The 22,597-nt window shown below is 44.9% G+C and carries 24 protein-coding genes; 12 read left to right on the top strand and 12 right to left on the bottom strand.

The genetic code is table 11. The features are described from left to right. Positions 1-47: 47 nt before the first annotated feature. The 4 genes from LYZ37_RS22145 to LYZ37_RS22130 form a co-directional block, all read right to left on the bottom strand. The gene (locus tag LYZ37_RS22145; RefSeq protein WP_272787648.1) at positions 48-1,004 is read right to left on the bottom strand and encodes a GntR family transcriptional regulator; all 957 of its coding nucleotides are present in this window, start codon (positions 1,002-1,004) and stop codon (positions 48-50) included. Between the two features lie 198 nt (positions 1,005-1,202). Then, positions 1,203-3,200 (bottom strand): Fe(3+)-hydroxamate ABC transporter permease FhuB, encoded by a 1,998-nt coding sequence (fhuB, locus tag LYZ37_RS22140; protein WP_272787647.1) that lies wholly within the window; start codon positions 3,198-3,200, stop codon positions 1,203-1,205. Next, positions 3,200-4,093 (bottom strand): iron-siderophore ABC transporter substrate-binding protein, encoded by an 894-nt coding sequence (locus LYZ37_RS22135; protein ID WP_272787646.1) that lies wholly within the window; start codon positions 4,091-4,093, stop codon positions 3,200-3,202. The genes fhuB and LYZ37_RS22135 overlap by 1 nt, the downstream gene beginning before the upstream one ends. A gap of 17 nt (positions 4,094-4,110) precedes the next feature. After that, positions 4,111-4,878 carry an ABC transporter ATP-binding protein gene (locus LYZ37_RS22130; protein WP_272787645.1) on the bottom strand — a complete coding sequence of 256 codons (768 nt, stop codon included), beginning with the start codon at positions 4,876-4,878 and terminating at the stop codon, positions 4,111-4,113. A gap of 153 nt (positions 4,879-5,031) precedes the next feature. Between LYZ37_RS22130 and LYZ37_RS22125 the strand changes: the two genes are divergently transcribed. Beyond that, the gene (locus tag LYZ37_RS22125) at positions 5,032-6,240 is read left to right on the top strand and encodes an MFS transporter (RefSeq protein ID WP_272787644.1); all 1,209 of its coding nucleotides are present in this window, start codon (positions 5,032-5,034) and stop codon (positions 6,238-6,240) included. Here the strand turns inward: LYZ37_RS22125 and LYZ37_RS22120 are convergent. Both LYZ37_RS22120 and LYZ37_RS22115 read right to left on the bottom strand, forming a co-directional pair. Further along, positions 6,237-6,968 (bottom strand): siderophore ferric iron reductase, encoded by a 732-nt coding sequence (locus tag LYZ37_RS22120; RefSeq protein ID WP_272787643.1) that lies wholly within the window; start codon positions 6,966-6,968, stop codon positions 6,237-6,239. The genes LYZ37_RS22125 and LYZ37_RS22120 overlap by 4 nt on opposite strands. 138 nt (positions 6,969-7,106) lie before the next feature. Beyond that, the gene (locus LYZ37_RS22115; protein ID WP_272787642.1) at positions 7,107-8,027 is read right to left on the bottom strand and encodes a DUF368 domain-containing protein; all 921 of its coding nucleotides are present in this window, start codon (positions 8,025-8,027) and stop codon (positions 7,107-7,109) included. A gap of 654 nt (positions 8,028-8,681) precedes the next feature. On the opposite strand from LYZ37_RS22115, the gene gltS reads away from it, so the two are divergent. Then, a complete protein-coding gene (gltS, locus tag LYZ37_RS22110; RefSeq protein WP_272787641.1) occupies positions 8,682-9,908 on the top strand; it encodes a sodium/glutamate symporter in 1,227 nt (408 codons plus the stop codon). A 59-nt stretch (positions 9,909-9,967) separates the two neighbouring features. On the opposite strand, the gene LYZ37_RS22105 is transcribed toward gltS, so the two are convergent. Continuing rightward, a complete protein-coding gene (locus LYZ37_RS22105; protein ID WP_272787640.1) occupies positions 9,968-10,702 on the bottom strand; it encodes a flagellar brake protein in 735 nt (244 codons plus the stop codon). A 171-nt stretch (positions 10,703-10,873) separates the two neighbouring features. Between LYZ37_RS22105 and LYZ37_RS22100 the strand changes: the two genes are divergently transcribed. Then, on the top strand, positions 10,874-11,155 hold the full coding sequence (locus tag LYZ37_RS22100; protein ID WP_272787639.1) for a GNAT family N-acetyltransferase: 282 nt from the start codon (positions 10,874-10,876) through the stop codon (positions 11,153-11,155). A gap of 2 nt (positions 11,156-11,157) precedes the next feature. Continuing rightward, the gene (locus LYZ37_RS22095) at positions 11,158-12,123 is read left to right on the top strand and encodes an aminoglycoside phosphotransferase family protein (RefSeq protein ID WP_272787638.1); all 966 of its coding nucleotides are present in this window, start codon (positions 11,158-11,160) and stop codon (positions 12,121-12,123) included. Positions 12,124-12,139: 16 nt separating this feature from the next. On the opposite strand, the gene LYZ37_RS22090 is transcribed toward LYZ37_RS22095, so the two are convergent. After that, positions 12,140-12,631 (bottom strand): GNAT family N-acetyltransferase, encoded by a 492-nt coding sequence (locus LYZ37_RS22090; protein ID WP_239824950.1) that lies wholly within the window; start codon positions 12,629-12,631, stop codon positions 12,140-12,142. Between the two features lie 213 nt (positions 12,632-12,844). Between LYZ37_RS22090 and LYZ37_RS22085 the strand changes: the two genes are divergently transcribed. Together LYZ37_RS22085 and LYZ37_RS22080 are read left to right on the top strand one after the other, a co-directional pair. Continuing rightward, positions 12,845-14,023, top strand: coding sequence for an MFS transporter (locus tag LYZ37_RS22085; RefSeq protein ID WP_272787637.1), 1,179 nt, complete (start codon positions 12,845-12,847; stop codon positions 14,021-14,023). 7 nt (positions 14,024-14,030) lie between these two features. Next, the gene (locus LYZ37_RS22080; protein ID WP_272787636.1) at positions 14,031-14,960 is read left to right on the top strand and encodes a Gfo/Idh/MocA family protein; all 930 of its coding nucleotides are present in this window, start codon (positions 14,031-14,033) and stop codon (positions 14,958-14,960) included. 45 nt (positions 14,961-15,005) lie between these two features. Here the strand turns inward: LYZ37_RS22080 and LYZ37_RS22075 are convergent, their stop codons facing one another. Continuing rightward, complete coding sequence (locus LYZ37_RS22075; protein WP_272787635.1) at positions 15,006-15,920, bottom strand: LysR family transcriptional regulator; 915 nt, start codon at positions 15,918-15,920, stop codon at positions 15,006-15,008. 99 nt (positions 15,921-16,019) lie between these two features. Here LYZ37_RS22075 and LYZ37_RS22070 point away from each other — a divergent pair, with 99 nt between their 5' ends. From LYZ37_RS22070 to LYZ37_RS22060, 3 genes are read left to right on the top strand one after another with little or no spacing between them, the layout of a single operon-like run. Continuing rightward, a complete protein-coding gene (locus LYZ37_RS22070; RefSeq protein ID WP_272787634.1) occupies positions 16,020-17,231 on the top strand; it encodes an argininosuccinate synthase-related protein in 1,212 nt (403 codons plus the stop codon). Between the two features lie 16 nt (positions 17,232-17,247). Further along, entirely contained in the window at positions 17,248-17,991 is a 744-nt protein-coding gene (locus tag LYZ37_RS22065) for a 2OG-Fe dioxygenase family protein (protein WP_272787633.1), read from the top strand. A 1-nt stretch (position 17,992) separates the two neighbouring features. Further along, positions 17,993-18,898, top strand: a complete 906-nt coding sequence (locus LYZ37_RS22060; protein WP_004749152.1) for a DMT family transporter — start codon at positions 17,993-17,995, stop codon at positions 18,896-18,898. Positions 18,899-18,935: 37 nt separating this feature from the next. On the opposite strand, the gene LYZ37_RS22055 is transcribed toward LYZ37_RS22060, so the two are convergent. Beyond that, positions 18,936-19,598, bottom strand: coding sequence for a hypothetical protein (locus tag LYZ37_RS22055; protein ID WP_272787632.1), 663 nt, complete (start codon positions 19,596-19,598; stop codon positions 18,936-18,938). A 46-nt stretch (positions 19,599-19,644) separates the two neighbouring features. Further along, entirely contained in the window at positions 19,645-20,076 is a 432-nt protein-coding gene (locus tag LYZ37_RS22050) for a c-type cytochrome (RefSeq protein WP_272787631.1), read from the bottom strand. Positions 20,077-20,221: 145 nt separating this feature from the next. Between LYZ37_RS22050 and LYZ37_RS22045 the strand changes: the two genes are divergently transcribed. From LYZ37_RS22045 to LYZ37_RS22035, 3 genes are read left to right on the top strand one after another with little or no spacing between them, the layout of a single operon-like run. Continuing rightward, on the top strand, positions 20,222-20,845 hold the full coding sequence (locus LYZ37_RS22045; RefSeq protein ID WP_272787630.1) for a cytochrome b/b6 domain-containing protein: 624 nt from the start codon (positions 20,222-20,224) through the stop codon (positions 20,843-20,845). Positions 20,846-20,859: 14 nt separating this feature from the next. Next, positions 20,860-21,288 carry a MarR family winged helix-turn-helix transcriptional regulator gene (locus LYZ37_RS22040; protein ID WP_272787629.1) on the top strand — a complete coding sequence of 143 codons (429 nt, stop codon included), beginning with the start codon at positions 20,860-20,862 and terminating at the stop codon, positions 21,286-21,288. Between the two features lie 33 nt (positions 21,289-21,321). After that, positions 21,322-22,320, top strand: a complete 999-nt coding sequence (locus tag LYZ37_RS22035) for a succinylglutamate desuccinylase/aspartoacylase family protein (protein ID WP_272787628.1) — start codon at positions 21,322-21,324, stop codon at positions 22,318-22,320. 121 nt (positions 22,321-22,441) lie between these two features. Here the strand turns inward: LYZ37_RS22035 and LYZ37_RS22030 are convergent, their stop codons facing one another. After that, positions 22,442-22,594 carry a hypothetical protein gene (locus LYZ37_RS22030; RefSeq protein ID WP_004743893.1) on the bottom strand — a complete coding sequence of 51 codons (153 nt, stop codon included), beginning with the start codon at positions 22,592-22,594 and terminating at the stop codon, positions 22,442-22,444. Between the last annotated feature and the right edge of the window lie 3 nt (positions 22,595-22,597).

Here is a 22,597-nt window from a genome sequence, read left to right as displayed (position 1 = left end):
ACAAGGCAGCTGTGCTTTAGCTACCTATTAATCTCGACGAAAATTAACTAGATGTCGATGTCAGCAATACTGGCCACGAGCTTTTCGCGTTCAGACAACGAAAGATTGACCACATTGCTATAGGTGCGCTGCATGACGCGAATATCATTTTCGAGTAGTTGAGTGAGTTTAGCTGATGCGCCTTGGTTGTCGCCTGCCAATACAAGATCGATGATATCCAGACGGCGTTGACAAGATTTGGTGACAGAAGATTGAATATGCATAGAGACGAGATCGGTCGCTTTACGCATTCGATTATGTTGCTGCATATTGCCAAGCAGGAAGCGATTACCAGAACAAGCCGCAAGCAACTCATGGAACTCTGCACTTAAGCTAAACAAATCACTGGCGCTCACTGCATCAGGATCTTGAATCGCTTTAAGGTGATGATCGCGACACTCCTCTAACGCGTGGCGGTCGAGTGACCAACTCGGTTCAAGAAGACCGGCAGGTTCGAAGATAAGTCGACATCGGTAGCTCTCGGTGTGTCTTTCAAGCGTGTTTAGTACGCCATCTAGATGCCATTTATAGCCGGGACTGCGGCGTAAGATGCCATCTCTTTCTAGTAGGCGGAGCACACTTTGTACTTCACCTCGGTTGGCGTTATAGCGCTCTTGAAGCTCTTTCTCAGAAAATGCAGCGTCGATATCACCGAAGAACAGATCCATGAGTAGTCTCAGGTAAAGCTTCTCCTGACGAGATTCTTCTTTATCGGAGGCGTCATCAGATTTGATGGCTTGCGCATCAAGCTGTAAGACAAAGCCTTTATAGGGAACCGCTTTCGCGATACCTAAAGCAGTCATATAAGTGAGCACAGCGCGCATCGGCGTTCTTGAGACTTCAAACTGTTGGGCTAACGAAGATTCGTTCAGGCTGTCGCCAACCTTAGCATGCTCCGCTTTGAGCTTGCTGACGACTTTATTGAATAAATCTTGCTGAAGTTTAGTAATTGCTGTCTTTTCCATGAGTGACAATTTGTAGTGTTCTTGCCCCCATAGTAATCATAAATTCATCTCATTACCATTCATTGTATTTTTGCGGCCAAAATACAATTGAATGAATTTGGAATAAGTAACAAATAGATAGGGCACTTCAATAGAGAGGAATTGTTGCCACAGAAGAGCAATACGTTAGTCTCCTGTGGCGAGTTGTGGTTCTAGAGGTTAACGTCTCATTAGGTAGAGGAAGTAGCCGCCACCAATCAAGGACGCAAGCAATCCAGCAGGGAATTGCCAAGGGAACCAAAGTGTTCGTCCTATCCAATCCGCTAACACCATGATGGTTGCCCCGAGTAAGGCCGCGGTGAGCATCTGCGGAGTTGCTCGATATTGGTGAAGTGAACGCGCCATATGCGGAGCCAGTAGGCCAATAAAGCTGAGTGGGCCAATCACTATGGTGCACAGTGTCGTTAAGGCAGCAACCAGTAACAGTAGCACCAACCTAACCACAGTGGCGTTCATACCAATACTATTCGCCGTGACTTCACCTAAGCCAATCAACTCAATCCAACGATTAAGAGATAGGGCAATCGCACCAACGAAGGTGACACCAATCGCGAGCAGTACAACGTCATTGTGTGCTACTAAGTAAGTCGAGCCAGATAGCCAAGTGAGCAGTGCAGACGCGTTATCATGGCCTGAGCTCATTGCGATTCTGAGTAAGGCATCTAAACCTGCACTCAAAGCAATACCTGTCAGTAGGGTTTGCGTCGGGGCAAAATTGTGTTTTCTGCCCATTAACCATACCACTGCGGTTACCGAAACCGCGCCAAGCGTACCGAGCAACATTTGTTGTTCTCTGCCTACTGCGATACCAAACAAGGTGCCAAGTACCAGCGCGAGCGCCGCACCCGAACTAATTCCTAACACCTCTGGACTAGCCATTGGGTTGTTGGAGATACGCTGGATAATCGTTCCTGCGAATGCTAAACCTATCCCCGCAATCAGCGCGACAAGTACGCGTGGCGCGCGCAGTTCGAACATTGCTTGGTTGAAACCAAGACTCCAACCAAACTGATTCTTACCGACCATAATCGCGAACAGAGAAACAGTGATGAGTGCAACGGTCAGTGCAGCCAAAATATTGCGAGTGCTGACCAATTTGTAATGCTCGACATGTTCAGAGCGTGCTTTAAGGTCGGATTGCAGTTTAGTTCGTTGCAGTAGCCATAACAAAAAAGGCGCGCCAATTAAGGCTGTCATCGCACCTGTCGGTAACAGCTCTCCACCGACGCCAGAAAAAGGTTGGATTACTAAGTCAACGATAAGCAAGATACCACTACCGATAACACCACTGGCTAAAATTTGCTTGGCAAGGGCTCTAACACCAAGCATTCTGGCAATCGCAGGTGCAACAATACCGATAAAGCCAATTAAGCCCACTTCACTGACCACTGCAGCAGTAATGAAAATGGCTAACGATAAGCAGAGCAGTTTGATCTGTTTGATATTCACGCCCAACGATGTCGCGACATTGTCACCAAACTGGAGTGCGGATAATGGACGCTGTAAGACTAAGAGTAAGCTGGTAGGTAAGAGAACCAAAGGCAATAGCATTTGAGTACTCGACCAGTCATTTTGATTAAGTACACCCGCTCCCCAGACAAAGATACTGGTAAGTCGCTGTTCATGGAGCATTAACAACATGGTGTTGAGTGAACCTAAAAACAGGCTCACCACCATACCTGCGAGCACCATATGTAGTGGTGAAAAGCCTCTAGCGGAACTTAAAACAAACACCAGTCCGGTTGCGAGGCAGCCACCAATAAAGGCCGGAACAAAACCAGGAATGACAAGGTTGGCAGGGATTAACAAAATACCCAGCACCATGCCCAGTTCAGCACCTGCTGCGACGCCTAATGTTGTTGGAGAAGCGATCGGATTGCGCAAGACAAACTGCATCACACAACCAGCAACGGCGAGCGCAAACCCACAAATGATCGCGACAGCCAGTCTCGGCAAATAGGTTAAATGGGTGATGAGATGCTGATAATTGGCAGAGTCAAAATGAAAAATGGTGTCCCAAATGAGGCCAATACCTTGTGAATAGGGAGCGGTTATTTGCAGCAGAGAGCCAATGATCAAAACAGCAGCGCTGAATAACGCTGCTGTTTTAAAACTTAATCGACCGTTAGCTTGGTTTGCGATCTTTAAGGTATTCATTATTGTTGGATGAGTTGCTCGGTAATGTGGTCACTAAATCTTTGTGCTGCGATCAGTCCACCAAAAGTCCAAATTGCTGGAAGCTCGTAAACAGAATCTGTACGAGTGAACTCCATCGCTTGCCAAAGAGGAGACTTCGTAAGTTGCTGACGTTCTTCTTGTTTCAAAGGACCAAAAATCATTACGTTGGCTTTTTGATGCTCGGCCAGCTTTTCTGTTCCCGTTGTGGTGAAGCCCCAAAGATTGGTTTGCTCTTGCCAATCATTCTTTAGCCCCATCGCGCTGATAGTGTCTTGCGCCAGAGAACCTTGGCTGTGAATACGCAGTGTTTTATCGTTAATGAATCGCGCAAACAGTAGCGGTTTGTCTGACTTTCCGGCTGAAACAACTTTTTCTCCGTTGTTCGTAAGGCGTTGGTCCGTTTGCTCGATCACTTGCTTGGCACGTTGTTCTTTGTCGAACAGTTTACCCAAAGAGGTCGTAATAGATTTTGCTGACGCTAATGGTTGCTTTTCTTCACTATAAACACTGTAAACGAGAACTGGCGCAATCTTATTCAACTGATCATAGGCAGCGGCCATATGTTTGCTGATTAAGATGACATCGGGTTTGATATCCGTGAGTAACTCTAAATTAGGTTCGCGTCGCGAGCCAACATCGATCACATCAGAATCTAGGCTTGGCTCAACAACCCATTGCTGATAGCCGTTGGTATCGGCGACACCTTCGAGGTCGACGCCAAGGCTGAGTACCGTTTCGGTCAATACCCAATCTAGTGCCACGACTTTCTTCGGTGTCGTTTCAAAGGAAGCTGTTCCCATTTCGTGGGTAATATCGAGCGCGTAGCTATTGAATGCCAATGCTGCAGAGAGCATTACTATGAGTTTTTTCACAACAGGTTCCTTCTTGTTTAAGGTATGTAGCTGATCGGTTTGCCCGTCTTAGGGTGTTCGAACAACGCGAGCTCCATACCGTATATTTTCATTAACGTCTCTGGCGTCATTAGCTCTTGAGGAGAGCCAGCGGCAATGACTTTTCCAGAGTGGAGGGCAATCAGATGATCGCTAAACTTAGCAGCCATGTTGACATCATGTAGTACCATGATCACCGTTAAACCCATCGATTGGTTGAGCTCTCGAATTAAGGCTAATAGTTCATGTTGATGGGCGACATCCAAAGCCGAAGTCGGTTCATCAAGTAAAATACATTGGCTTTGTTGAGCGAGCAGCATAGCGACCCAAGCTCTTTGTCTTTCACCACCTGATAAGGTAGCGACAAATCGCTCTGCAAATGGTGTTAAGCCAACTTTCTCAATCGCTTGGTCGACAATGGCGTAATCTTCTTTTCCGTAACGACCAAATGCCCCTTTCCACGGGTAGCGTCCAAAACAGACCAATTCGCGAACGGTGACACCGTCAGTGATCGGCGGATGCTGAGGTAAATAAGCCACTTGATGAGCGAACTCTAAGCTTGAAAACGAAGAGACGAGTTGTTGATTAAACAGAACTTGTCCATGGGTTGGCGCATTTTGACGACTAAGAAGTTTAACTAAGGTCGATTTACCACAACCATTGTGACCAAGAAGTGTTGTCACCTTCCCCGGAGCAAAATCGAGCGTTGTGGGAGATAAGATAACTTTACCGTCGATTTCGAACGACGCATCGACAAGTTGATACATAAGTAAAATATGAAGTTGAGTTATTGGCTTTAAGCCGCTAACTTTATCACGCCAAAAAAGCAATGAGAATTATTTTCACAATCAATAACTCTATCATTAACGATATGAATTGTTCATTGCTGATTTTTATAACAATTACAATGAATTACAAATATGTCAGTTTTACACGGAAAAAAGGCTCAACTGTGGGCAATCAGTTCAGCAGCAGCACTCATGGGTATTGGTCAAAATGGCTTGCTGGTTTCATTGCCTTTCTTAGTTGAACGCTCTGCATTCAGTTTACCTACTTGGTCGATTCTTATCGCGATTGGCAGCTTTCTGTTTTTGCCCTCGGCACCTTACTGGGGGAGGTATAGCGACAAACGTGGTCCGAGAAATGTGGTTGTCCAAGCCTTGTTTGGCATGGCGATCAGTTTCGTGCTCTTGTTTCTATTTGCCATCTTAAGTGAGCATCAGCCCCATATGGTAATGCTCTGGTTAGTCGGATTGATACTCGCTCGGATTATATACGGTTGCACTGTATCGGGAATGGTTCCTGCTTGCCAACATTGGGCAATCCTTTTGTGTGGTACAAAGAACCGATTACAAGCCATCACGAGCATCAGTATTGGGTTGAGCGTGGGCAGGCTTGTTGGGCCATTGATTGCGATAGTCGCTTTAAAGTTTTCTCCCTATGCACCATTGACGCTAATGATCGTGCTTCCTCTTATCGCCCTCCTCACGGTGCTTTTTCAGCCAACGCCTCAACATGGTTTAGAGAGCGAGAAACCCGCTGAGGCTTTACCTTGGTTACCGAATAAATCCTTTATGCCTTATCTATTGAGTGGTTTGCTGTTGTGTGCGGCGATTGCGCTGTTGCAGTACAGTTTTACTCCGCTTATGCAATCGGTAACAAGTTGGTCGACGGCTCAAATCAGTGATGGAATTGGTGTGCTGTTGACGATCAGCGCGGCATGTACGTTTGCTGTTCAACTTATTGTTGTTAAAAACAAAAAAATCACGCCAATGAAAATGTATCGATTTGGGTCGGTGGGCTTGTTGTGTGGCTTAGTGCTTTTCCTATTACCTAATATTTGGCTGTTTGCTTTCGCGATGGTGATTGCGGCGAGCGGAGCTGCATTACTTGTCCCTGCCTATACGTATGAGGCGACCGAGAAACAAAGCGATGCCCCTGGCTCTGTGGCGGGTTACATTGCGATGTCGCATACCATAGGCTATGGATTAGCCTCGTTGCTGGCGTTCACCGCAACCATAAACCCTTTGTATCCCATATATTTGTGTCTCACGTTTTCTGGCTTGATAGTAGCAACCGCTTATTTAGTTACAAAGCGCCCCTCAAACGAAGTCGCAAATCCGTCTTAACGCTTATTATCCGGGTGCCGAGGGCAGTCAGTGCACAGTTCTCGCCCTTGGCACTTATAGACTAAGCAGCAAGAGGTTCGCACAAACACGAGTTGCTTTGATGCTTCGTCATAGCTAAGTGAGGCCATGAGTTTTTCAGGAAGATTGCAGGCGGCTAACCATTGTCGAGCTTGACCAATCAAATACTCTCCGGGAAGGTCGGGAGCAAATTGACTTAACTTAACTAAACAACCGAGTACCCCATCAGCAAACAAGTGATTGGTAAAACCAGGTCGGATGCGGGTCCAAAGACTCATCTCTTGGCGGAAATAATCAAATAGAGCATTGAGTTCTTTGCCCGCATGTTCAATCAGTTCTTGTTCAGTCCCCTGAAAGTAGTCTTCACTATCAAATTGATAACCGCTGATAAAGTTAAGCTGAACTTGCTGACCAATCGCTGACAGCTTAGGTAAACCCTGGCAAGAGTAGATAGCAATAAAAGCGACATAAATAGGCTGCCAACAAAGCAGTGTCCAAGTACGAGTCAGCCAGTACGGTGCCCCGGCTTCGGGGTGCTCTAGTTGTAGCCTTTCGTATAGTTGACGAATATGTTCTGAACTGGAGCGATCGATATGAATGAGCGGATGCTCGGCATTCACCTCAGCTAGAGGTTTTATTGCGCCGTTTAGATGAGGGGTGACTTGCTGTGAGTGTTCGAAAAGGTGCTCAAAGAACGAATGGCCACTCATATTGTTGTACTTATTCCGTTAAATCAGTGAGCCAAGAATAAATAAATCCAACCTTTATTACAATTGATTATCATTACGAAAGTTTCTAGTGGTAATAAAAAACGGCTTCAATAGAAGCCGTTTTTTCAAAGTGAATGATTATAGATCTCGATTTTCAGCGAACTTCTCTAAGCCTAAGACTAAGCCGATTGCACAAAGCATTAAGACAATAGCAATGCCGAGTTGAGACGGTTGAGAATTCAATGCTTCAAAGGCTGAAGGCGATAAGTTGTGCTGAATCAGAGGAACTTGCTCACCGCTTGAATTTGTACGCCAACTGATGGTCTCTTTCCACGGCCAGATTTTAGGTAAAGTACCAAGCATTAAACCAGTTAGAAAGACGAGAGTAAGATCTCTGAAGCGCTTTAGAAGCCAAGAAAGAACGTGAGAAAAGCTCAGTAAGCTCAAAACGCAGCCTGTTAGGAATAAAGCAAGGATAGGAAGGTCAAAGGATTTTACCGCTCCTAATACTGGGGTGTACATACCAATCAATAACAAAATGAAGCTGCCGGAGATGCCTGGTAGGATCATCGCACAAATTGCGATGCCGCCCGCGAGCAGCACATTGATGCTGGTTGGCTCAAGTTGGAGTGGATTAAGCACCGTAATGCTGTAAGCGAACGCTACCCCGAGTAGTAAGAAGACGAGTCGACTTAAGCTTCTTTGTTCAATTTGCTTAAGCATATGGAACACAGACACCAGAATCAGTCCGAAGAAAAACGACCACAGCGGAATCGGATGAGTTACCAGTAGCCATGAGATCAGTTTAGCAAGGGTCGCGATACTGGTAAGCACACCACCAAACAGGGCAATGAGAAATAAGCCATTGATATGCGCAAATGCCGCTTTGAAACCTTCGCGCTTCCAGATGCCAATAACACTCGGGTTAATACGACGAATACTTTCAAGCAAGGTGTCGTAAATACCAGTAATAAATGCGATGGTCCCGCCTGACACCCCAGGTACAACGTCTGCTGCGCCCATGGCCATGCCTTTAAGAAAAGTAGTTAAGTAGTTCATTCTTCGTGATAACTAAATTTAGGTGCCAAGAGTATACCGACTCTTATGTAGAAAAAGTATGAAAAATCAACGTTGATAAATGTGTTCATAGGAACATGGTTTAATATGCTTTTGCAAATAATTGCAAAATGCAATTTTCATATTGCATTTTGGGAAGTAAAACCGCCCAAAAAATGCGGTGTAAGACAAAAATAACGTGGTTTTAAAGTTGGCACGCTAACTGCATTACTAAAAGTGACCCTTATTAAGCCGAGGGTCACCTAGCCAACTGACGTTGTTAGTGAATGTAATTTGTTCACACTATATATAAGCCAATCGCAACATTGCGGTTGGCTATTTTTTTGCCTAAAACCTTGTCAATCTTTATCTCGTCTGAGTGTGTAAAGCTAATATCTAGCGCACGTTTACACCCTCTTAAGTAGTGTTTTTAAAGTCAATACTCGACAAATGGGCGCAAGTTTATTAATAATGCCCGCTTTCTTTTCGCAACCCAGACTAATATTTGTAGGGTTAACTGTTGAAACGAGCATCTTGAGGCTGTTTGTATAAGGACAAATTTCAATAGAAAAATTGAATCAATGAGCATTGCTCCACAGGGTCAATGAGGACTCTGGACTCGTTAGGGAAGATGAGTGAATCAAAAAAAGAGGTTATATGAATCAGATAATTTCAGTTGGACCACTAGAATCTTTCTTAATCGCTATCAGCGTTTTATTCTTAGGGCACTTCGTCAACTCTAAACTTCCTGTCTTAAAGAAGTTCAATATCCCTGAGCCGATTGTCGGTGGTCTTATCGTAGCTGTCATCATCACACTAATGCATTTCAAAGGCATAGACTTAGAGTTCTCTCTACCGCTGCAAGAAGTGTTTATGTTGATGTTCTTTAGTACTGTTGGCCTTGCGGCTAACTACACCCAGTTGATGAAAGGGGGTGCTAAAGTCTTTATCTTCTTAGCCGTTGCGTCTTTTTATATCATTATCCAAAACGGTGTCGGTGTCTCTATGGCGACCGCTTTGGGGCTTGATCCTTTAATGGGCTTGATTGCAGGCTCTATTACGCTTTCTGGTGGGCATGGTACTGGCGCGGCTTGGTCGCAGACATTTGCTGATAGTTACGGCTTATCTAACACGCTTGAAATTGCAATGGCATCGGCCACATTTGGTCTGATCATCGGCGGTATTATTGGTAGTCCAGTCGCGCAAAAGCTGATCAACAAGAATGGCTTTGAATCTGAGTACGGCACGGGTACACAAACCCATGAACGTTTTCCAGAACTCGTGACTTACAATGAATATGAAGAAGACAAAGTAACCGCAAAAAAGGTTATCGAGATTTTGTTTATTCTTCTCATCTGTGTGACGGGTGCTAAATACCTAGAGCAGTGGGTCAGCAGTTTTGAAATCAGTTGGCTGATGATCCCTGACTTCGTTTATGCGTTGTTCATTGGAGTGTTCATTACCAACCTATTGGAAGTGACTAAGACACATAAAGTGGATGCAGAGACGGTTGATATATTAGGTACGGTTTCTTTGTCCTTGTTCTTGGCAATGGCTCTGATGAGCTTGAAGCTTTGGAACATCTTTGACTTAGCAATTCCGTTCTTAGTCATTCTGGCTGTGCAATCTGTTGTGTTAGGTGTTTTCTCGTACTTTGTCACGTTCAAAGTGATGGGTTCAAACTACGACGCGGCGGTTATTGCTGGTGGTCACTGTGGCTTTGGCCTTGGTGCTACTCCGACAGCAGTAATGAATATGGGGTCATTGGTGAATAAGTTTGGTCCGTCACCACAAGCATTTATGGTCGTGCCAATTGTCGGTGCATTTTTCATCGACATTGTTAACTTGATTATCCTACAAGGCTACATTTCATTTATTGGTTAATGAATGGCTAGATATGAAAACGCCCTGCAAATTTGCAGGGCGTTTTTGTATTCGTCTGGTTATCTTAGCGTAAGCTTAGTGCCATCAAATTTTAAATGACCGAGTAGCACTTTGGCATTCTCTTTTCCGTCGTCAGTAAACGCAACACCATAGCGAGCATAATGTAATGAGCGCTGTAAGTTACACACTTTGCCATACAGAGGAGCAAACTCAGCCCCTTTTTGCGAGCTTAGTTGAACATTTAAAGCGATTTCATCACCAATTTGAAATGGGCGGCTCAATGGTGCAGTGATAAAGCGACAACCACTTTTCGACAGGTCACGAATTTCACAATCGAGCTTATGAGTCTCTGCAATCACTCTAGCGGCTAGATTCACGTCGAAACGAGGCTCTTTACGCAGTTGGGTAACTTGCATCGTTTGAGGAACGGAGAGCGTGAAAATAGGTACTGGCGCTTTTAACACATGCTGTAGCTGCCCTCGAAAGTGAACAATAGCGCCTTCACCTCTTGGTGAAATAGCTCGAATGGTTGCCCAAAATCCTTCTTGGAAGAAAAAGTTCAAGTCGTCTTCTGAAAGCTTCGGTAGTTCGGCTAAAATAACATTGCCAGAGTGCGTACCAATAAAAGAGGTCTTACAGCGAAAGGTTGTCCCTACGGGGGTTGTTATACCAATAGTCAGCTCTCCACCATGTTCAATCATGGCAAGTGCATCGGTACTATTTAAAGTAGAAATATTTCTATCATTTGCAGAGCGAGCCGGTTGTTCTTTAATTGCTGCCGCTTGGGTATTCATCTAGCCTCCGTTGTCCCCACCATGTTATTGTTTTTGAGGTAGGTGAATATATGACATCCACATGACATTATGTGACAAGTGGATAGTCTCAATTCTATGTTTGCTTGGCGGTATGTTCAAACATCAAATCACTCAATAAAGTTGAGCTAAGTATCATTTTTAGGAGTCAACATGTCTCATAAGGTAATTCTTGATGAAGTAAACTCACAGTTTCGTGTTCATCTTGAGGGAGATCACTACGCAATCGTGAAGTTTGAAGACAAAGGTGATGTGTACGCGATCACCTCGACCAAGGTACCAGAGAAGCTTCAAGGTAAAGGCTACGGCAAAGTGATGATGGAAGCGGTTTTACCGCAAATCGAACAACTTGGTGTAAAGATTGAGCCGATTTGCAGCTATGTTGTGCATTACTTGAATCGTAATGCTCAGTGGTCTCATCTCAAAGCAGACTAACAATGAAGTATAATTATCAACCGCTTGTTTCAGAGCTTGGCTACTCCACGCTGCATTCATTAGATGTTCTGCAAACCTTATGGGGCGGCTATGGCGAACTTGTTCGCCTTTATGTCGATAATACGAGCGTTATCGTTAAACATGTTCTGTTGCCCAAACCCAAGCATCATCCAAAAGGCTGGAACACTGATGTCTCGCACCAACGTAAACTTCGCTCGTACCAAGTCGAACTGAACTGGTATCAGTTTGCGGCGAAGCGATGTCACGCCAAAGTCCCAGCAACGATAATGGTTAAGCAGCATGAGCAAGAGCTGTTATTGGTGATGGAAGATCTTCAGCAAGTGGGTTTTACCGAAGTCGTTACAGCGCCAAGCCAGCACCACTTAAGTGCCTGCCTTAGTTGGCTGGCTGACTTTCATGCTCAGCATATCGGTCATCATTGCGAAGGGCTGTGGGATTTTGGCACCTATTGGCATTTGGCTACCCGAGCTGATGAATTACAAGCATTGAGTGATGAGAGGTTAAAGGCGAAAGCTGAGCAGATAGATAGTGTGCTTCAAAATGCCCCTTTTACAACGCTGGTGCACGGTGATGCGAAATTGGCTAACTTCTGCTTTACGCCTGATGGTAAAAACGCAGCTGCGGTTGATTTTCAGTACATAGGTAAAGGGTGCGCGATGAAAGATGTCGCGCTGTTTATGAGCAGTGCGGTAGAGCCACAGCAGTGTGCTGAAATGGAAACTTGGATTCTGGATGAGTATTTCGTAGCTCTACGGTTGGCCTTGCAGGAACATCAACCCCATTTGTCTGCCGAAGAGGTTGAAGCGGCTTGGCGCCCACTGTTTGCGATTGCTTGGGCGGATTTTCAGCGATTTGTGAAAGGTTGGAGTCCAGAACATTGGAAAATCAATGACTACACTGAGAGTTTGAAAGATCGCGCGCTAGAAATGTTAAAGGCTTACCCTTAAGTAAGCCTTATTCCCTCTACAATTTAATACGCGCCATGTAGTAGGTATTGATGTACTCGCCATCTCGGTAAGATCCAAACTTGGACTCACCTTCTATCTCAAAACCAAACTTCTTATAACAGGCAATCGCTTGGTCATTGTCGGCGTTGACTTCGATTTGCACTCTTTTTACTTGCAGCCAGTTGTCGGCTAAATCAAGCACAGTCTCTATCAACTTACTGCCTATGCCTAGCCCGTGGTAATCATCGTGTACACCGATACCAAAGCTTGCACAGTGAGCGGTACGTGGACGTTGCGAATGTTCAAAGCCAATATTACCGACCACTTTACCGTCAACTTCTGCCACAAAGCTATAAATACCAGCAGGCATGTTTTCCAGTCGGGTCGTCCACATACTCACCGAAGGTTTTGGGAGTTGGAGTGTCTCACGCTGCGCTTTAGGTTGTGAGTAAACTTCACACAATGCGGCGGCATCGCTGACTTGAGTCGGACGTATTATTATTTCCATCTTATTTGCCTTTTCGACTGGTTAAACATTGCTCCACCATAACTAGAAAAATTGGATTGTTAAAGTATTGTTTTAAAAATATTTTTCGGCAGTATTGTTGTTGGTGCAGTGTATCAATGATCGAAGGCATTAGATTGGTATAAATTGTAAATTCGTTTGTTTCTATAGCGAAGGCGATCTAATGTAACAGCTTGTTCACATAAGGAATTACTCATGAATCATTCCGCGAGTTGGAAAACTCCGCAAAACTTCCTCATGCTTATTTCAATCGTCGTCCCTATTGCTTTCTCAAGTTGGATGGCGCTGCTTAACAACTTCGTTATTGAGCGAGCAAACTTTGATGGCTCAGATATAGGTTTGTTGCAGAGCGTACGTGAAATACCGGGCTTTCTTGCTTTTACCGCAGTGTTTGTGTTGCTGTTTATTCGAGAGCAGCGTTTTATGATACTTTCCCTCGCTGCTTTGACATTAGGAACCGCAATCACTGGCTTTTTTCCTTCACTTTTTGGATTGCTGTTTACGACTCTTCTTATGTCCACTGGTTTTCATTATTTTGAAACGCTGAAACAGTCTTTATCACTACAATGGCTCTCTAAAGACGAAGCACCTGAAATGCTGGGCAAGTTTATCTCTGTTGGTGCACTCGCCTCGCTGGTGACCTATGGTTCGCTTTGGATTTGTCTAGAAGTCTTCAAGATGGATTTCCAATGGGTTTACTTAACCTTTGGCGGTGTTGGATTCTTGCTCGTGGTGTGGATGGCGTTCGCCTTTCCTCAGTTTGAAACCAAGGTGCAGCAAAACAAGAAGCTGGTCTTGAGAAAACGTTACTGGCTTTACTACGCCCTGACCTTTATGAGTGGCGCACGCCGACAGATCTTTACCGTGTTTGCAGGCTTCTTAATGGTGGAGCGCTTTGGTTACTCTGCTGCAGATGTCACTCTACTGTTTATCATCAACTACGTGTTTAACTTCTTATTCGCCAAACGTATCGGCCGCTTCATTGGCCAAGTGGGCGAGCGTAAAGCGTTAATGTTTGAATACGTTGGCTTGATTGGGGTCTTTGTCGGTTACGCTTTGGTAGAGACAGCAGAATGGGCTGCGGCACTCTATGTTATCGATCACCTGTTTTTTGCTTTAGCGCTGGCGATCAAAACCTATTTCCAAAAAATCGCCGACCCTGCTGATATGGCCTCTACCGCTGGTGTCTCTTTCACCATCAACCATATTGCAGCCGTGTTTATTCCAGTGACGTTCGGCTTTATCTGGTTGGTCTCGCCAGCAGCAGTCTTCTACATTGGTGCAGGAATGGCGTTGGTTTCTTTGTTATTGTCTCTCAATATTCCGAGATTACCTGAAGAGGGTAATGAAGTTCGAGTTTTAAAATGGAGCTAGTGAGTAGATGAAAGTAGCCATTATTGGATTAGGTGATATTGCGCAAAAAGCGTATTTGCCAGTGATTTGTCAACGCGTTGATGTTGAGCCAATTTTCTGTACGCGCAATCCTGAAATTTTAGCTGGCCTCGGTCAACAGTATCGAGTTGAAAAGCAGTGTCAAGATTACCAACAGCTTTTAGCTTTTGCTCCTGACGCGGTGATGATTCATGCTGCTACCTCCGCTCATCGTGAGATTGCCGCCTATTTTATCAAGCAAGGGATTCCCACTTTTGTCGATAAACCACTAGCTGACAGTGCACAGGATGTTGAGTTTCTGTATGAACTGGCTGAAAAGCACAACCAGCCACTGTATGTCGGTTTTAATCGTCGCCATATTCCTTTGTATAACCAGCATATCAAGGAACTTGGTCAAGGAGAGGTTGGGGATCTTACTTCCCTAAGGTGGGAGAAACACAGATACAATCAACCGGGTGATATTCGCACCTTTGTGTTTGATGATTTCATCCATCCTCTCGATAGCGTTAACTTAAACGCGCAAGCAAAACTGGATGATGTCTATGTGACTGCGCAGTTTGATCAACGTCAGCTTGCTCGGGTCGATGTTCAATGGCAATCGGATTTAACGCTGCTGCATGCGTCGATGGATAGACAATTTGGCGTTACCAAAGAAAGAGTGTCAGCGACCTATGCAAACAAAGCGTTAGAGTTTGACTCTTTTGTCGAGGGGCGAGTTTGGCAACAAAGCCAAGAATCAAAACTCGTGCTGAAAGATTGGACACCAATGCTTGCCAGCAAAGGGTTTGATTGCATGATTCAAGATTGGCTTGATATAGTCAAAGTTGGCAAGCTTGCTACTGAAACGATAAGTCGAAATATTGCTAGCCATCAACTGGCAGAACACTTGGTGAGCTATTTAGAAGCGCAGATGAAATAGCAAACACTGATCAAATAGAACAAGCGGAGGGGAACCTCCGCTTTTTTATAACTGACTAAACCTGTCTTGAATGTAGTCGACAAAAGTCTTTATCTGTCCTGGGATAAATTTAGACTGAGCATATTGAGCGATGACCTTGCCTTGGTAATTGCCACCTACATGCCAGTCGCGCAGAATTTCAATTACCTCGCCTGACTCCACATAGTCTTGAATTGCAAACTCAGGGAATACTGAAATTCCCACTCCTCGCAATACTGCCTCGCGACGGATCTCACTGTGGTTGACGGCAAATGAGCCATTAACGTTAATCGATACTTTCTTGTGATTATTGGTAAAGTCCCACACCCGATCGCGAGGGTTTTCACCAAGACAAAGGCAGTTGTGGGATGAAATATCTTCTGGATGGATTGGGATGCCATGTTGCTCAAGATAATCAGGACTGGCGCACATGACTAGGCGGCACTGGGTTAACGTTTTGGCGATTAGCCCTTCCGTAGGTTTGTCAGTGATATGAATAATGACATCGACTTCATCACCAATAGGATCGATATAGTGATCGGCGACTTTGAGTTGCAGCGCCACGTTAGGGAAGGCATCAATAAAATCTAGCACCATCGGCATCAGAACTTGTCTAGAGAGGGCTTTAGGTGCTGCGACGCGTAGTACACCTGAAACTTCGGTTTTGTCCGCCTGAGCCGCTGAGACTGCCATCTTTGCTGAGTTAATCATATCGCTGCACAGGCTATAGACTTCCTGACCAGTGGAGCTAAGGCGCATTTGCCTTGTAGTTCTCTCAAGCAGCTTTTCTTCTAACGCATTTTCTAAGCGAGTGATTGAACGGCTAACTGATGAAGGTGAAACCCCGAGCTTTTTGGCCGTATTGGAAAAGCTGCCAGAGTCGACAACGTTAACGAAGATTGCCATTTCAGATAACAGTGGAATAAGCCTACTTGTGTCCATGGTGCAAAAATCCTTTGCATATTCGCTGTATTGTTTCGTTTAAGTTACTTATGGATACTAATTAAGTCAATTGACAGCAGGGAAGGCAGGAAGGACATCGTGAAGAAGTTAAGAAGTATTGAAGATATTCGTACCATCTCTAGTACGGTTAAGCATGTTTTAACTCTGTTTAGTGGCGGTTTGGATAGCACATACCTCCTTGAGATACTTAAAGAACAAAAAGTGAAGGTGACCGCATTGGTGGTTGATCTTGGCGAAGGTATTGATGAGTCTAATTTAAACCTGATTGCTGATCACTATGGTGTGGATCTGATGATCCTAGACGCTAAACAGGAGTTCGTTGAACACAGTTTGGTTTCTGCAATACAAGCACAGGCTCTTTATCTTGGCGATTACCCTGTTAGTTCTTCATTATCACGTCCAATCATCGTTAAAAAAGCGGTGCAAGTGGCGCAAAAGCTGAAGTGTGAAGCTATCCTCCACACTGCTAATCAATCTCAAAATAGTCTCAGACGCCTCAATGGCGCGATTGAAGCGAGTGGCTATCAGGGATATTACGGCTCTCCCTATGAATACTCCGCACTGACTCGTGAAGAGAAAACGGCAGAGCTATTTCATTCTGGTTTAGTTGGATTTAAATCCCGCAATGTCAGCGGTGATGCCAATCTTTGGTGCCGTGAATTTGAGTCGGGCGTTTTGGATGACCCAGAATCCTTTACTGTCTCAGAGTCTCTGTTTAGCTGGTCAAAATGGAATCCAGCTAAGCAGCTTGATAACCATCAAATCAAAATAGGTTTTCGTAAGGGGTATCCGGTAACCATCAACGATTTACCGATAAACCTTAAAGAACTAATTGCTTTCATTAACAACCACGTTGGCGCGTATGAAATCGGTCGATATGTAGGTTTCGACCACCTAGATGAGGATGAAAAAGTCTTAGAGGTGCGCGAAGCACCCGCTGCACACATCCTTATGAAAGCATATAAGTTGTTGGAAACAGCAACTTTACCTACCGATGTTCTCAAAGCGAAAGCAATGCACAATGAAATGTGGACTCAAGAAGCGGTTGAAGGCCGTTGGGGAAGCATGTTGCAGAGCTCAAGCTATGCGTTCATCGCTCACACTGCCGAGCGTGTCTCTGGCAGTGTTTTATTCTCACTATCACGAGGACATGTTCTTGCGACAAGCATAGTTGCAGATGAGCCTAAGTATCTACGTGATAGAGATGCATGGGAGGTGCAAACCGCTCATAAAAGAAGTTTGCGTACACTCTCTCCCTCATCATTAAAAAAACAACAACAAACGGTGTAGTTGCGAGGTGGCCTATATGGAAACGGTGAAAAAGCCTATCGAGCGTCATGCTTCGGTTATTGCTCAGATACTCAGTCAAAATAGTTATGTTTTTGTCAGTGGCAAGCAGATGACCAATCTGCTGACAACCAATGTAGACGAGGTGATTCGATTTAAAAACTGTTGGAATCACCTAGAGCGTGATCGCTATATGGCAGATGGCGGGGCGTATCGTTACCGTCGATATGGTCAGTTCCTAAAAGCAAAAGGTGGTAAGCAGATTTCAATGTTGCCCCATGAGCCTTATGTGCAGCCTTCTTATATCAACTCATTGAATGGTGACATTGAGCGCCACTTTGAGCCTTTAACGGATCGCTTTGTTACATCGCCAATTCTAGAGAGATTATTGCTGTTATTAAGTGACGTGTATGACTTGGCTGAAGGACAAGCAACAGATTGGAATATTCGCTTACACCCTTATCGAATCATCGCTGATGAAATTGAACAAGGTGAGCCAACCCCAGAAGGGTTACATCGTGATGGCGTGACCTACATAGCGTCACTGATGATCAATAAGATCAATGTGTCTGGCGGTGAAACCACGATCACAGACGAAAAGGGTAACACTCTGGAATCCCTGACGCTGGATAAAACATTTGATGTGGTGCTTGCTGATGATGAGAAGACCATGCATGAAGTGACCGCCATCACGCCAAACAGTATAGATAAATGCGCGTACAGGGATGTGCTCGTTATCGCTTTTACAAAAATGGAGGAATAAGATGACAACGGCTACGGGTCAATTAAAAAAAGGAAGTTTTAAGTTTCCGTTAACCGAATCATTGCTGCTGCTCGTCGCAGTTTTTTGGGGCACAAGTTATGGACTGACTAAGAGTGCTCTTGTTTACACCAGCGTTTTAGTTTTCATTTCGATTCGTTTCTCGATCACTTTTCTATGTATGCTACCTGTAGTGATTCGAGACTTTCGCCGCGGGCTCAATAAAGACTGGAAGATTGCCATACCGACCGGCTTTATCCTATCGGCGATTTTTTTCTGCGAAGTGTTCGGGGTTTCTCAAACCTCAGCATCAAATGCGGCGTTTTTGATTAGCTTATCGGTGATACTGACGGCCTTCGCCGAGTTGATAATCAATAAGAAACGAGTCAGCAATACCTTATGGGGTTTAACCTTGTGCAGTGTGGTAGGCGTCTTGTTGCTAACCAGTAACCAAGGTATCGAATTGTCCCTCAATACCGGTGACTATTTTATCCTTGGAGCAGCATTGCTTAGAGCTTTAATGGTGACACTCACTAAGCGCTTTACCGAAGGAAAAGAAATTACCACCAGCACGCTTACGTCACTCCAATCGCTGGTGGTCGCTGGTGTTGCGATATTCGCTGCTATGGCGTACTTACCTGCATCTGAATTTGTTATCCCAACCAGTACCGAGTTTTGGATTACAGTGGCTTACCTAGTGTTGTTTTGTACTTTGTTTGCCTTCTATGTTCAAAACTATGCGGTGCGCAGAACGTCACCGACACGTGTTTCTTTGCTGATGGGCAGTGAGCCTTTGTTTGGTGCGATATTCGCTATGGTGTGGTTGCAGGAGTCATTGAGCTTGTTACAGGTGGTTGGTGGGGCACTGATTCTGTTTAGTGTTATTGTCACCTCAACGAAAGAGAGTTAAAGAAAAATGGGTCACTGCAATGTGACCCATTTTGGTTTTACTGAATCTTTATTTTGTGACCCAAGTGTTGAACTTGAATCGTCGCGTAGCCAAGCATCACGGCTTCAAACTGTTTACTCAACTCTTGAGCATGTTGTGCGTCTTTAGCAAGAAAGGCAACGGAGTAAATTGGGCGGACAATTCCGTCGTTAAGCTCTTGTGTATCTAGGTAAGATGACGTGACGAGCCCCGCCTGATTTAGACTGATGACACGTTGCAAGTCGATGCCTAGTACACGATCCATCTCTAGTGCTTCTATCCCTTTTTTCCATGTAATTGTTACTCCATAGTTGTTGTAAACTGGTGTGTTATCTAACCATTTTGAGCCCATTGGCTGAATATTTGCTATTTTGACCAACTCTTTTTTATACAGCGGTAAATCCTTCAGTTTTTGTTCTACTTGCTCTGGGCTTTCGGCTTCGATAACAAAGCGCAGCATCTGTACTGAGCGGTCATCAATCTGGCTACGAGACACGAACATATCTTTGATTTCACCTTGTTCCACGAGTTTGCCAAAGGCTGCTTTTTGCTCTGGCATGGTGTTAAGAACTTCCTCTGCGTTATCGGTGTTCCATTCGAGCGAGACACCGAAGTCTGCCGCGATTGTAAAAGTTGAAGCAAAAAGTGATGTGATGAGTGCTACGGTAGTTAGTGCTTTCATGTCATGTTCCTCTATGTAATTTGGATAAGTTATCGTATGTGGGGGATTACCAGCGCGAGCGGTAGCTTCGGTGGCAGCTTTTACAGGTTTTTTGCGCGGCGTCTAAGCCAGACTCTGCGAGGGAAGGACTTTGCTGCTGACTAGCCTGATAAAGCTCTGCAAAACCTTGATCCATTTGCAGCAACAGTTGATTAAATTTCTCGGGTTTGCTCCACACGCTGTCTTTAGCCTTACTGCCTTGTTGGCTGCCAGCAGGAAAAAGGGTTAATAGGGCTTGGCTGTGATTGCTTAACTCTAAGCTTGTGGCTTGAAGCTTATCCCAATCGGTTTGTGACTCATCTAAGGTGCGATTCGCACTCTTAACTAATGTTTCTACTTGTTCAAAAGCGTGTTGCCTTTGTTCAATTTGTTGCGAGTAGTCTTGCGCGTTCACCAGTAATGGGGTTGAGCACAATAGGCTGATCATGACTTTGTTCATATTGGTCGTCTCTTCTTATCGTTTGATCATTTTCGATCATTGCGTGTTGTTGGGTTTAATTTACACAGCAATAGTTGCAATTGCAACTATTGCTGTGTAAATTAATGCGAATGAAATAATTAAACAGTAATTGAAGAGGTATCAAATGAAAGTATGGGATCTATCAACACGCCTATATCATTGGGCTCAAGCAGGACTTTTTGTTGCGCTTATGGCGAGTGGTTTTTCCGGTAATGGACCGCACGTCCAGTTAGGTTTAGCTATGATGACCTTGATCGTATGGCGGATAGTTTGGGGGTTTGTTGGCAGTGAAACGAGTCGCTTTAGGCAGTTTCTGCGCTCACCAAAGCGTGTATTCAACTACTTATTGGGCAGGGAGCCATCGCGACCAGGTCATAACCCAGCGGGTGGATGGATGGTGCTCACCTTGCTTTGCGCTTTACTTGTTCAATGTATTTCAGGAATGGCCTTGGCGGGATTGCTTGATAATTTGCCGTATGCTGAAGTCTGGCTAACGGATTCAGTATTCTCTCTATTGGAAAGTGCGCACTTACTGTTGGCAAATCTTTTACCTGCGTTAGTGGCTCTACATGTTGGTGCGATTGTGTTCTACAAGTTGCGCTCCAAACCACTGACTTGGGCGATGGTCACCGGTAAACAAACCTTTCTAAATGAATCAGGGAGTGTATTGTTGGTTTCTCAATGGCGCGCTTTATTAGTGCTAGTTGTAGCAACATCAGTTACCATGGCAATAGTTGCATTCTCATAGTGAGTAAGTTGTAAATGAGTGAAAAGTTCGATAGACAACGTAGTTTTGGTTGGTTGATTAATGTGGTCGCCAATGATGCTGCCAAAAAGCTAGATACTGAACTAAAGAAACATGGCCTGACGATAGCATTGTGGCCTCCGTTGATGTGCTTATGGGAAGCAGAGGGCGTGACCCAGCGCGAGATTGCGCAGAAGTCTAAGGTAGAAAACTCGACTACTACAAGAACGCTCGACAAGCTCGAAAACCTCGGGCTTGTTGAAAGACAAGTTGATCCCAATAGTCGTCGCTCTTTTCGTATCTACCTGACTGATGAAGGGCGTGCATTGAGAGAGAAGCTCCTACCCATTCCAGTAGGCATCAATCAAGATATTCTTAGTTCGCTAGAATCAGAAGAGCGTGATGAGTTGATTCGTCTAATGCAAAAACTGGTCGCTCAAGTGTAATTCGTCAGAGGCTGTATCAAGATGGAGAGTAAAATGACCAAGCCACTCAATGAATGTATTGTGCCTATGTACCCAACCATTCAAGCGCTAGACGTCAACGCGCTTGAGGCGGGAGAGCATAAATTCTGGTTTGCGGTAGCAACGGACGCGATTGGTCATCCGCAAACATTGCCCGTGAGAGTGTTCAAAGGGGCGAAGCCCGGAAAGCGTATTGTGATTACGGCAGGCGTGCATGGCGATGAGCAAAATGGGATTTTAACCGCGCAAAAGCTTGCCCGAGAGTTAGAGGGCAAAGCGATTGCTGGCTGCGTTACTATCGTTCCAGCGGTTAACTTATCGGGCATTGCCCGCCATAGTCGTGATTTTCACTCTGCTGCGCCAGACAGTTCTTCTGCGAACCTCAACCGAATTTTTCCTGGCAACCCAAGTGGCGATGATGCCAGTCGCTATGCCTATAGCCTATGGGAAAATTTACTCAAGCCCAATGCCGATCTCGCGATTGATCTCCACTCTCAAACCAGTGGTAGTGCGTATCCACTTTATGCGTTTGCCGATTACCGAATTGATGATGCGATTCGGATGGCGAGGCTGATCAACCCTGATGTGATTCTTAATGACCCCGGTGACCCTGGCATTCTTGAAACGGTTTATAATCGCGCCGATATTCCTTCCATCACTATTGAAGTGGGTGTGGGTCGTTATACCGATTTAGAGATGGTTGATAGAGCAACGTTGGGCGTTTTGAATGTACTGCGCTCTTACGAGATGCTTGAAGGAGAGGTACAGGCAACACAAGAGCAATGCGTTGAGGGAAATACCATCACTAGCGTGAGGGCTGAGCAAGGTGGCTTTGTAATTTGTCATGTTGAGTTGTTGCAAAGTGTCGAACAAGGGCAAAAGCTTGCTACTCAATACAATAGCTTCGGTGATGAGATTCAAACCTACTATTCACCTACAAGCGGAACCGTGATCAGCCATAACGTCGAATCGGTTCGTGCACCGGGTTCGCTAGTGGTTCGATTGATCGAATAACTCGCTTTCTAGTTTTTAGAATCAAACAAAAAGAGCCATTTACTGGAGGAGCGTAAATGGCTTAGTAGAGCAAACTACCAATATACAAAAAGAAATGTTGAAGCAGGGGAAGGTACAACACCTAGCTTCGCCAGCTGTTCCCCAGCAGTAGAGAAACCCCGACGGAAATACCCAATGCGATGAGAATATTGGGTAGGTTGAAGCCCCAAATTGCTACACAGACAGCAACGGTGACAATTGCCCAAAGTAGAGTTTCTAAAATCCAAGTACCCATTGA

It is taken from the genome of Vibrio tubiashii (genome assembly GCF_028551255.1).
Classification (GTDB): Bacteria; Pseudomonadota; Gammaproteobacteria; order Enterobacterales; family Vibrionaceae; genus Vibrio; species Vibrio tubiashii_B.
The sequence above is the reverse complement of the archived record's forward strand: the minus strand, read 5'-3'. Positions and strand labels throughout refer to the sequence as shown.

Bases quoted from the DNA above. Each gene is read 5' to 3' on its own strand.
- LYZ37_RS22060 (WP_004749152.1), top strand. From the start codon at position 17,993: ATGACAACGGCTACGGGTCAATTAAAAAAAGGAAGTTTTAAGTTTCCG.
- LYZ37_RS22125 (WP_272787644.1), top strand. From the start codon at position 5,032: ATGTCAGTTTTACACGGAAAAAAGGCTCAACTGTGGGCAATCAGTTCA.
- fhuB (WP_272787647.1), bottom strand. From the start codon at position 3,200: ATGAATACCTTAAAGATCGCAAACCAAGCTAACGGTCGATTAAGTTTT.
- LYZ37_RS22075 (WP_272787635.1), bottom strand. From the start codon at position 15,920: ATGGACACAAGTAGGCTTATTCCACTGTTATCTGAAATGGCAATCTTC.
- LYZ37_RS22145 (WP_272787648.1), bottom strand. From the start codon at position 1,004: ATGGAAAAGACAGCAATTACTAAACTTCAGCAAGATTTATTCAATAAA.
- LYZ37_RS22115 (WP_272787642.1), bottom strand. From the start codon at position 8,027: ATGAACTACTTAACTACTTTTCTTAAAGGCATGGCCATGGGCGCAGCA.
- LYZ37_RS22045 (WP_272787630.1), top strand. From the start codon at position 20,222: ATGAAAGTATGGGATCTATCAACACGCCTATATCATTGGGCTCAAGCA.
- gltS (WP_272787641.1), top strand. From the start codon at position 8,682: ATGAATCAGATAATTTCAGTTGGACCACTAGAATCTTTCTTAATCGCT.
- LYZ37_RS22065 (WP_272787633.1), top strand. From the start codon at position 17,248: ATGGAAACGGTGAAAAAGCCTATCGAGCGTCATGCTTCGGTTATTGCT.
- LYZ37_RS22035 (WP_272787628.1), top strand. From the start codon at position 21,322: ATGACCAAGCCACTCAATGAATGTATTGTGCCTATGTACCCAACCATT.
- LYZ37_RS22040 (WP_272787629.1), top strand. From the start codon at position 20,860: ATGAGTGAAAAGTTCGATAGACAACGTAGTTTTGGTTGGTTGATTAAT.
- LYZ37_RS22055 (WP_272787632.1), bottom strand. From the start codon at position 19,598: ATGAAAGCACTAACTACCGTAGCACTCATCACATCACTTTTTGCTTCA.
- LYZ37_RS22100 (WP_272787639.1), top strand. From the start codon at position 10,874: ATGTCTCATAAGGTAATTCTTGATGAAGTAAACTCACAGTTTCGTGTT.
- LYZ37_RS22030 (WP_004743893.1), bottom strand. From the start codon at position 22,594: ATGGGTACTTGGATTTTAGAAACTCTACTTTGGGCAATTGTCACCGTT.
- LYZ37_RS22130 (WP_272787645.1), bottom strand. From the start codon at position 4,878: ATGTATCAACTTGTCGATGCGTCGTTCGAAATCGACGGTAAAGTTATC.
- LYZ37_RS22050 (WP_272787631.1), bottom strand. From the start codon at position 20,076: ATGAACAAAGTCATGATCAGCCTATTGTGCTCAACCCCATTACTGGTG.
- LYZ37_RS22095 (WP_272787638.1), top strand. From the start codon at position 11,158: ATGAAGTATAATTATCAACCGCTTGTTTCAGAGCTTGGCTACTCCACG.
- LYZ37_RS22120 (WP_272787643.1), bottom strand. From the start codon at position 6,968: ATGAGTGGCCATTCGTTCTTTGAGCACCTTTTCGAACACTCACAGCAA.
- LYZ37_RS22085 (WP_272787637.1), top strand. From the start codon at position 12,845: ATGAATCATTCCGCGAGTTGGAAAACTCCGCAAAACTTCCTCATGCTT.
- LYZ37_RS22105 (WP_272787640.1), bottom strand. From the start codon at position 10,702: ATGAATACCCAAGCGGCAGCAATTAAAGAACAACCGGCTCGCTCTGCA.
- LYZ37_RS22090 (WP_239824950.1), bottom strand. From the start codon at position 12,631: ATGGAAATAATAATACGTCCGACTCAAGTCAGCGATGCCGCCGCATTG.
- LYZ37_RS22080 (WP_272787636.1), top strand. From the start codon at position 14,031: ATGAAAGTAGCCATTATTGGATTAGGTGATATTGCGCAAAAAGCGTAT.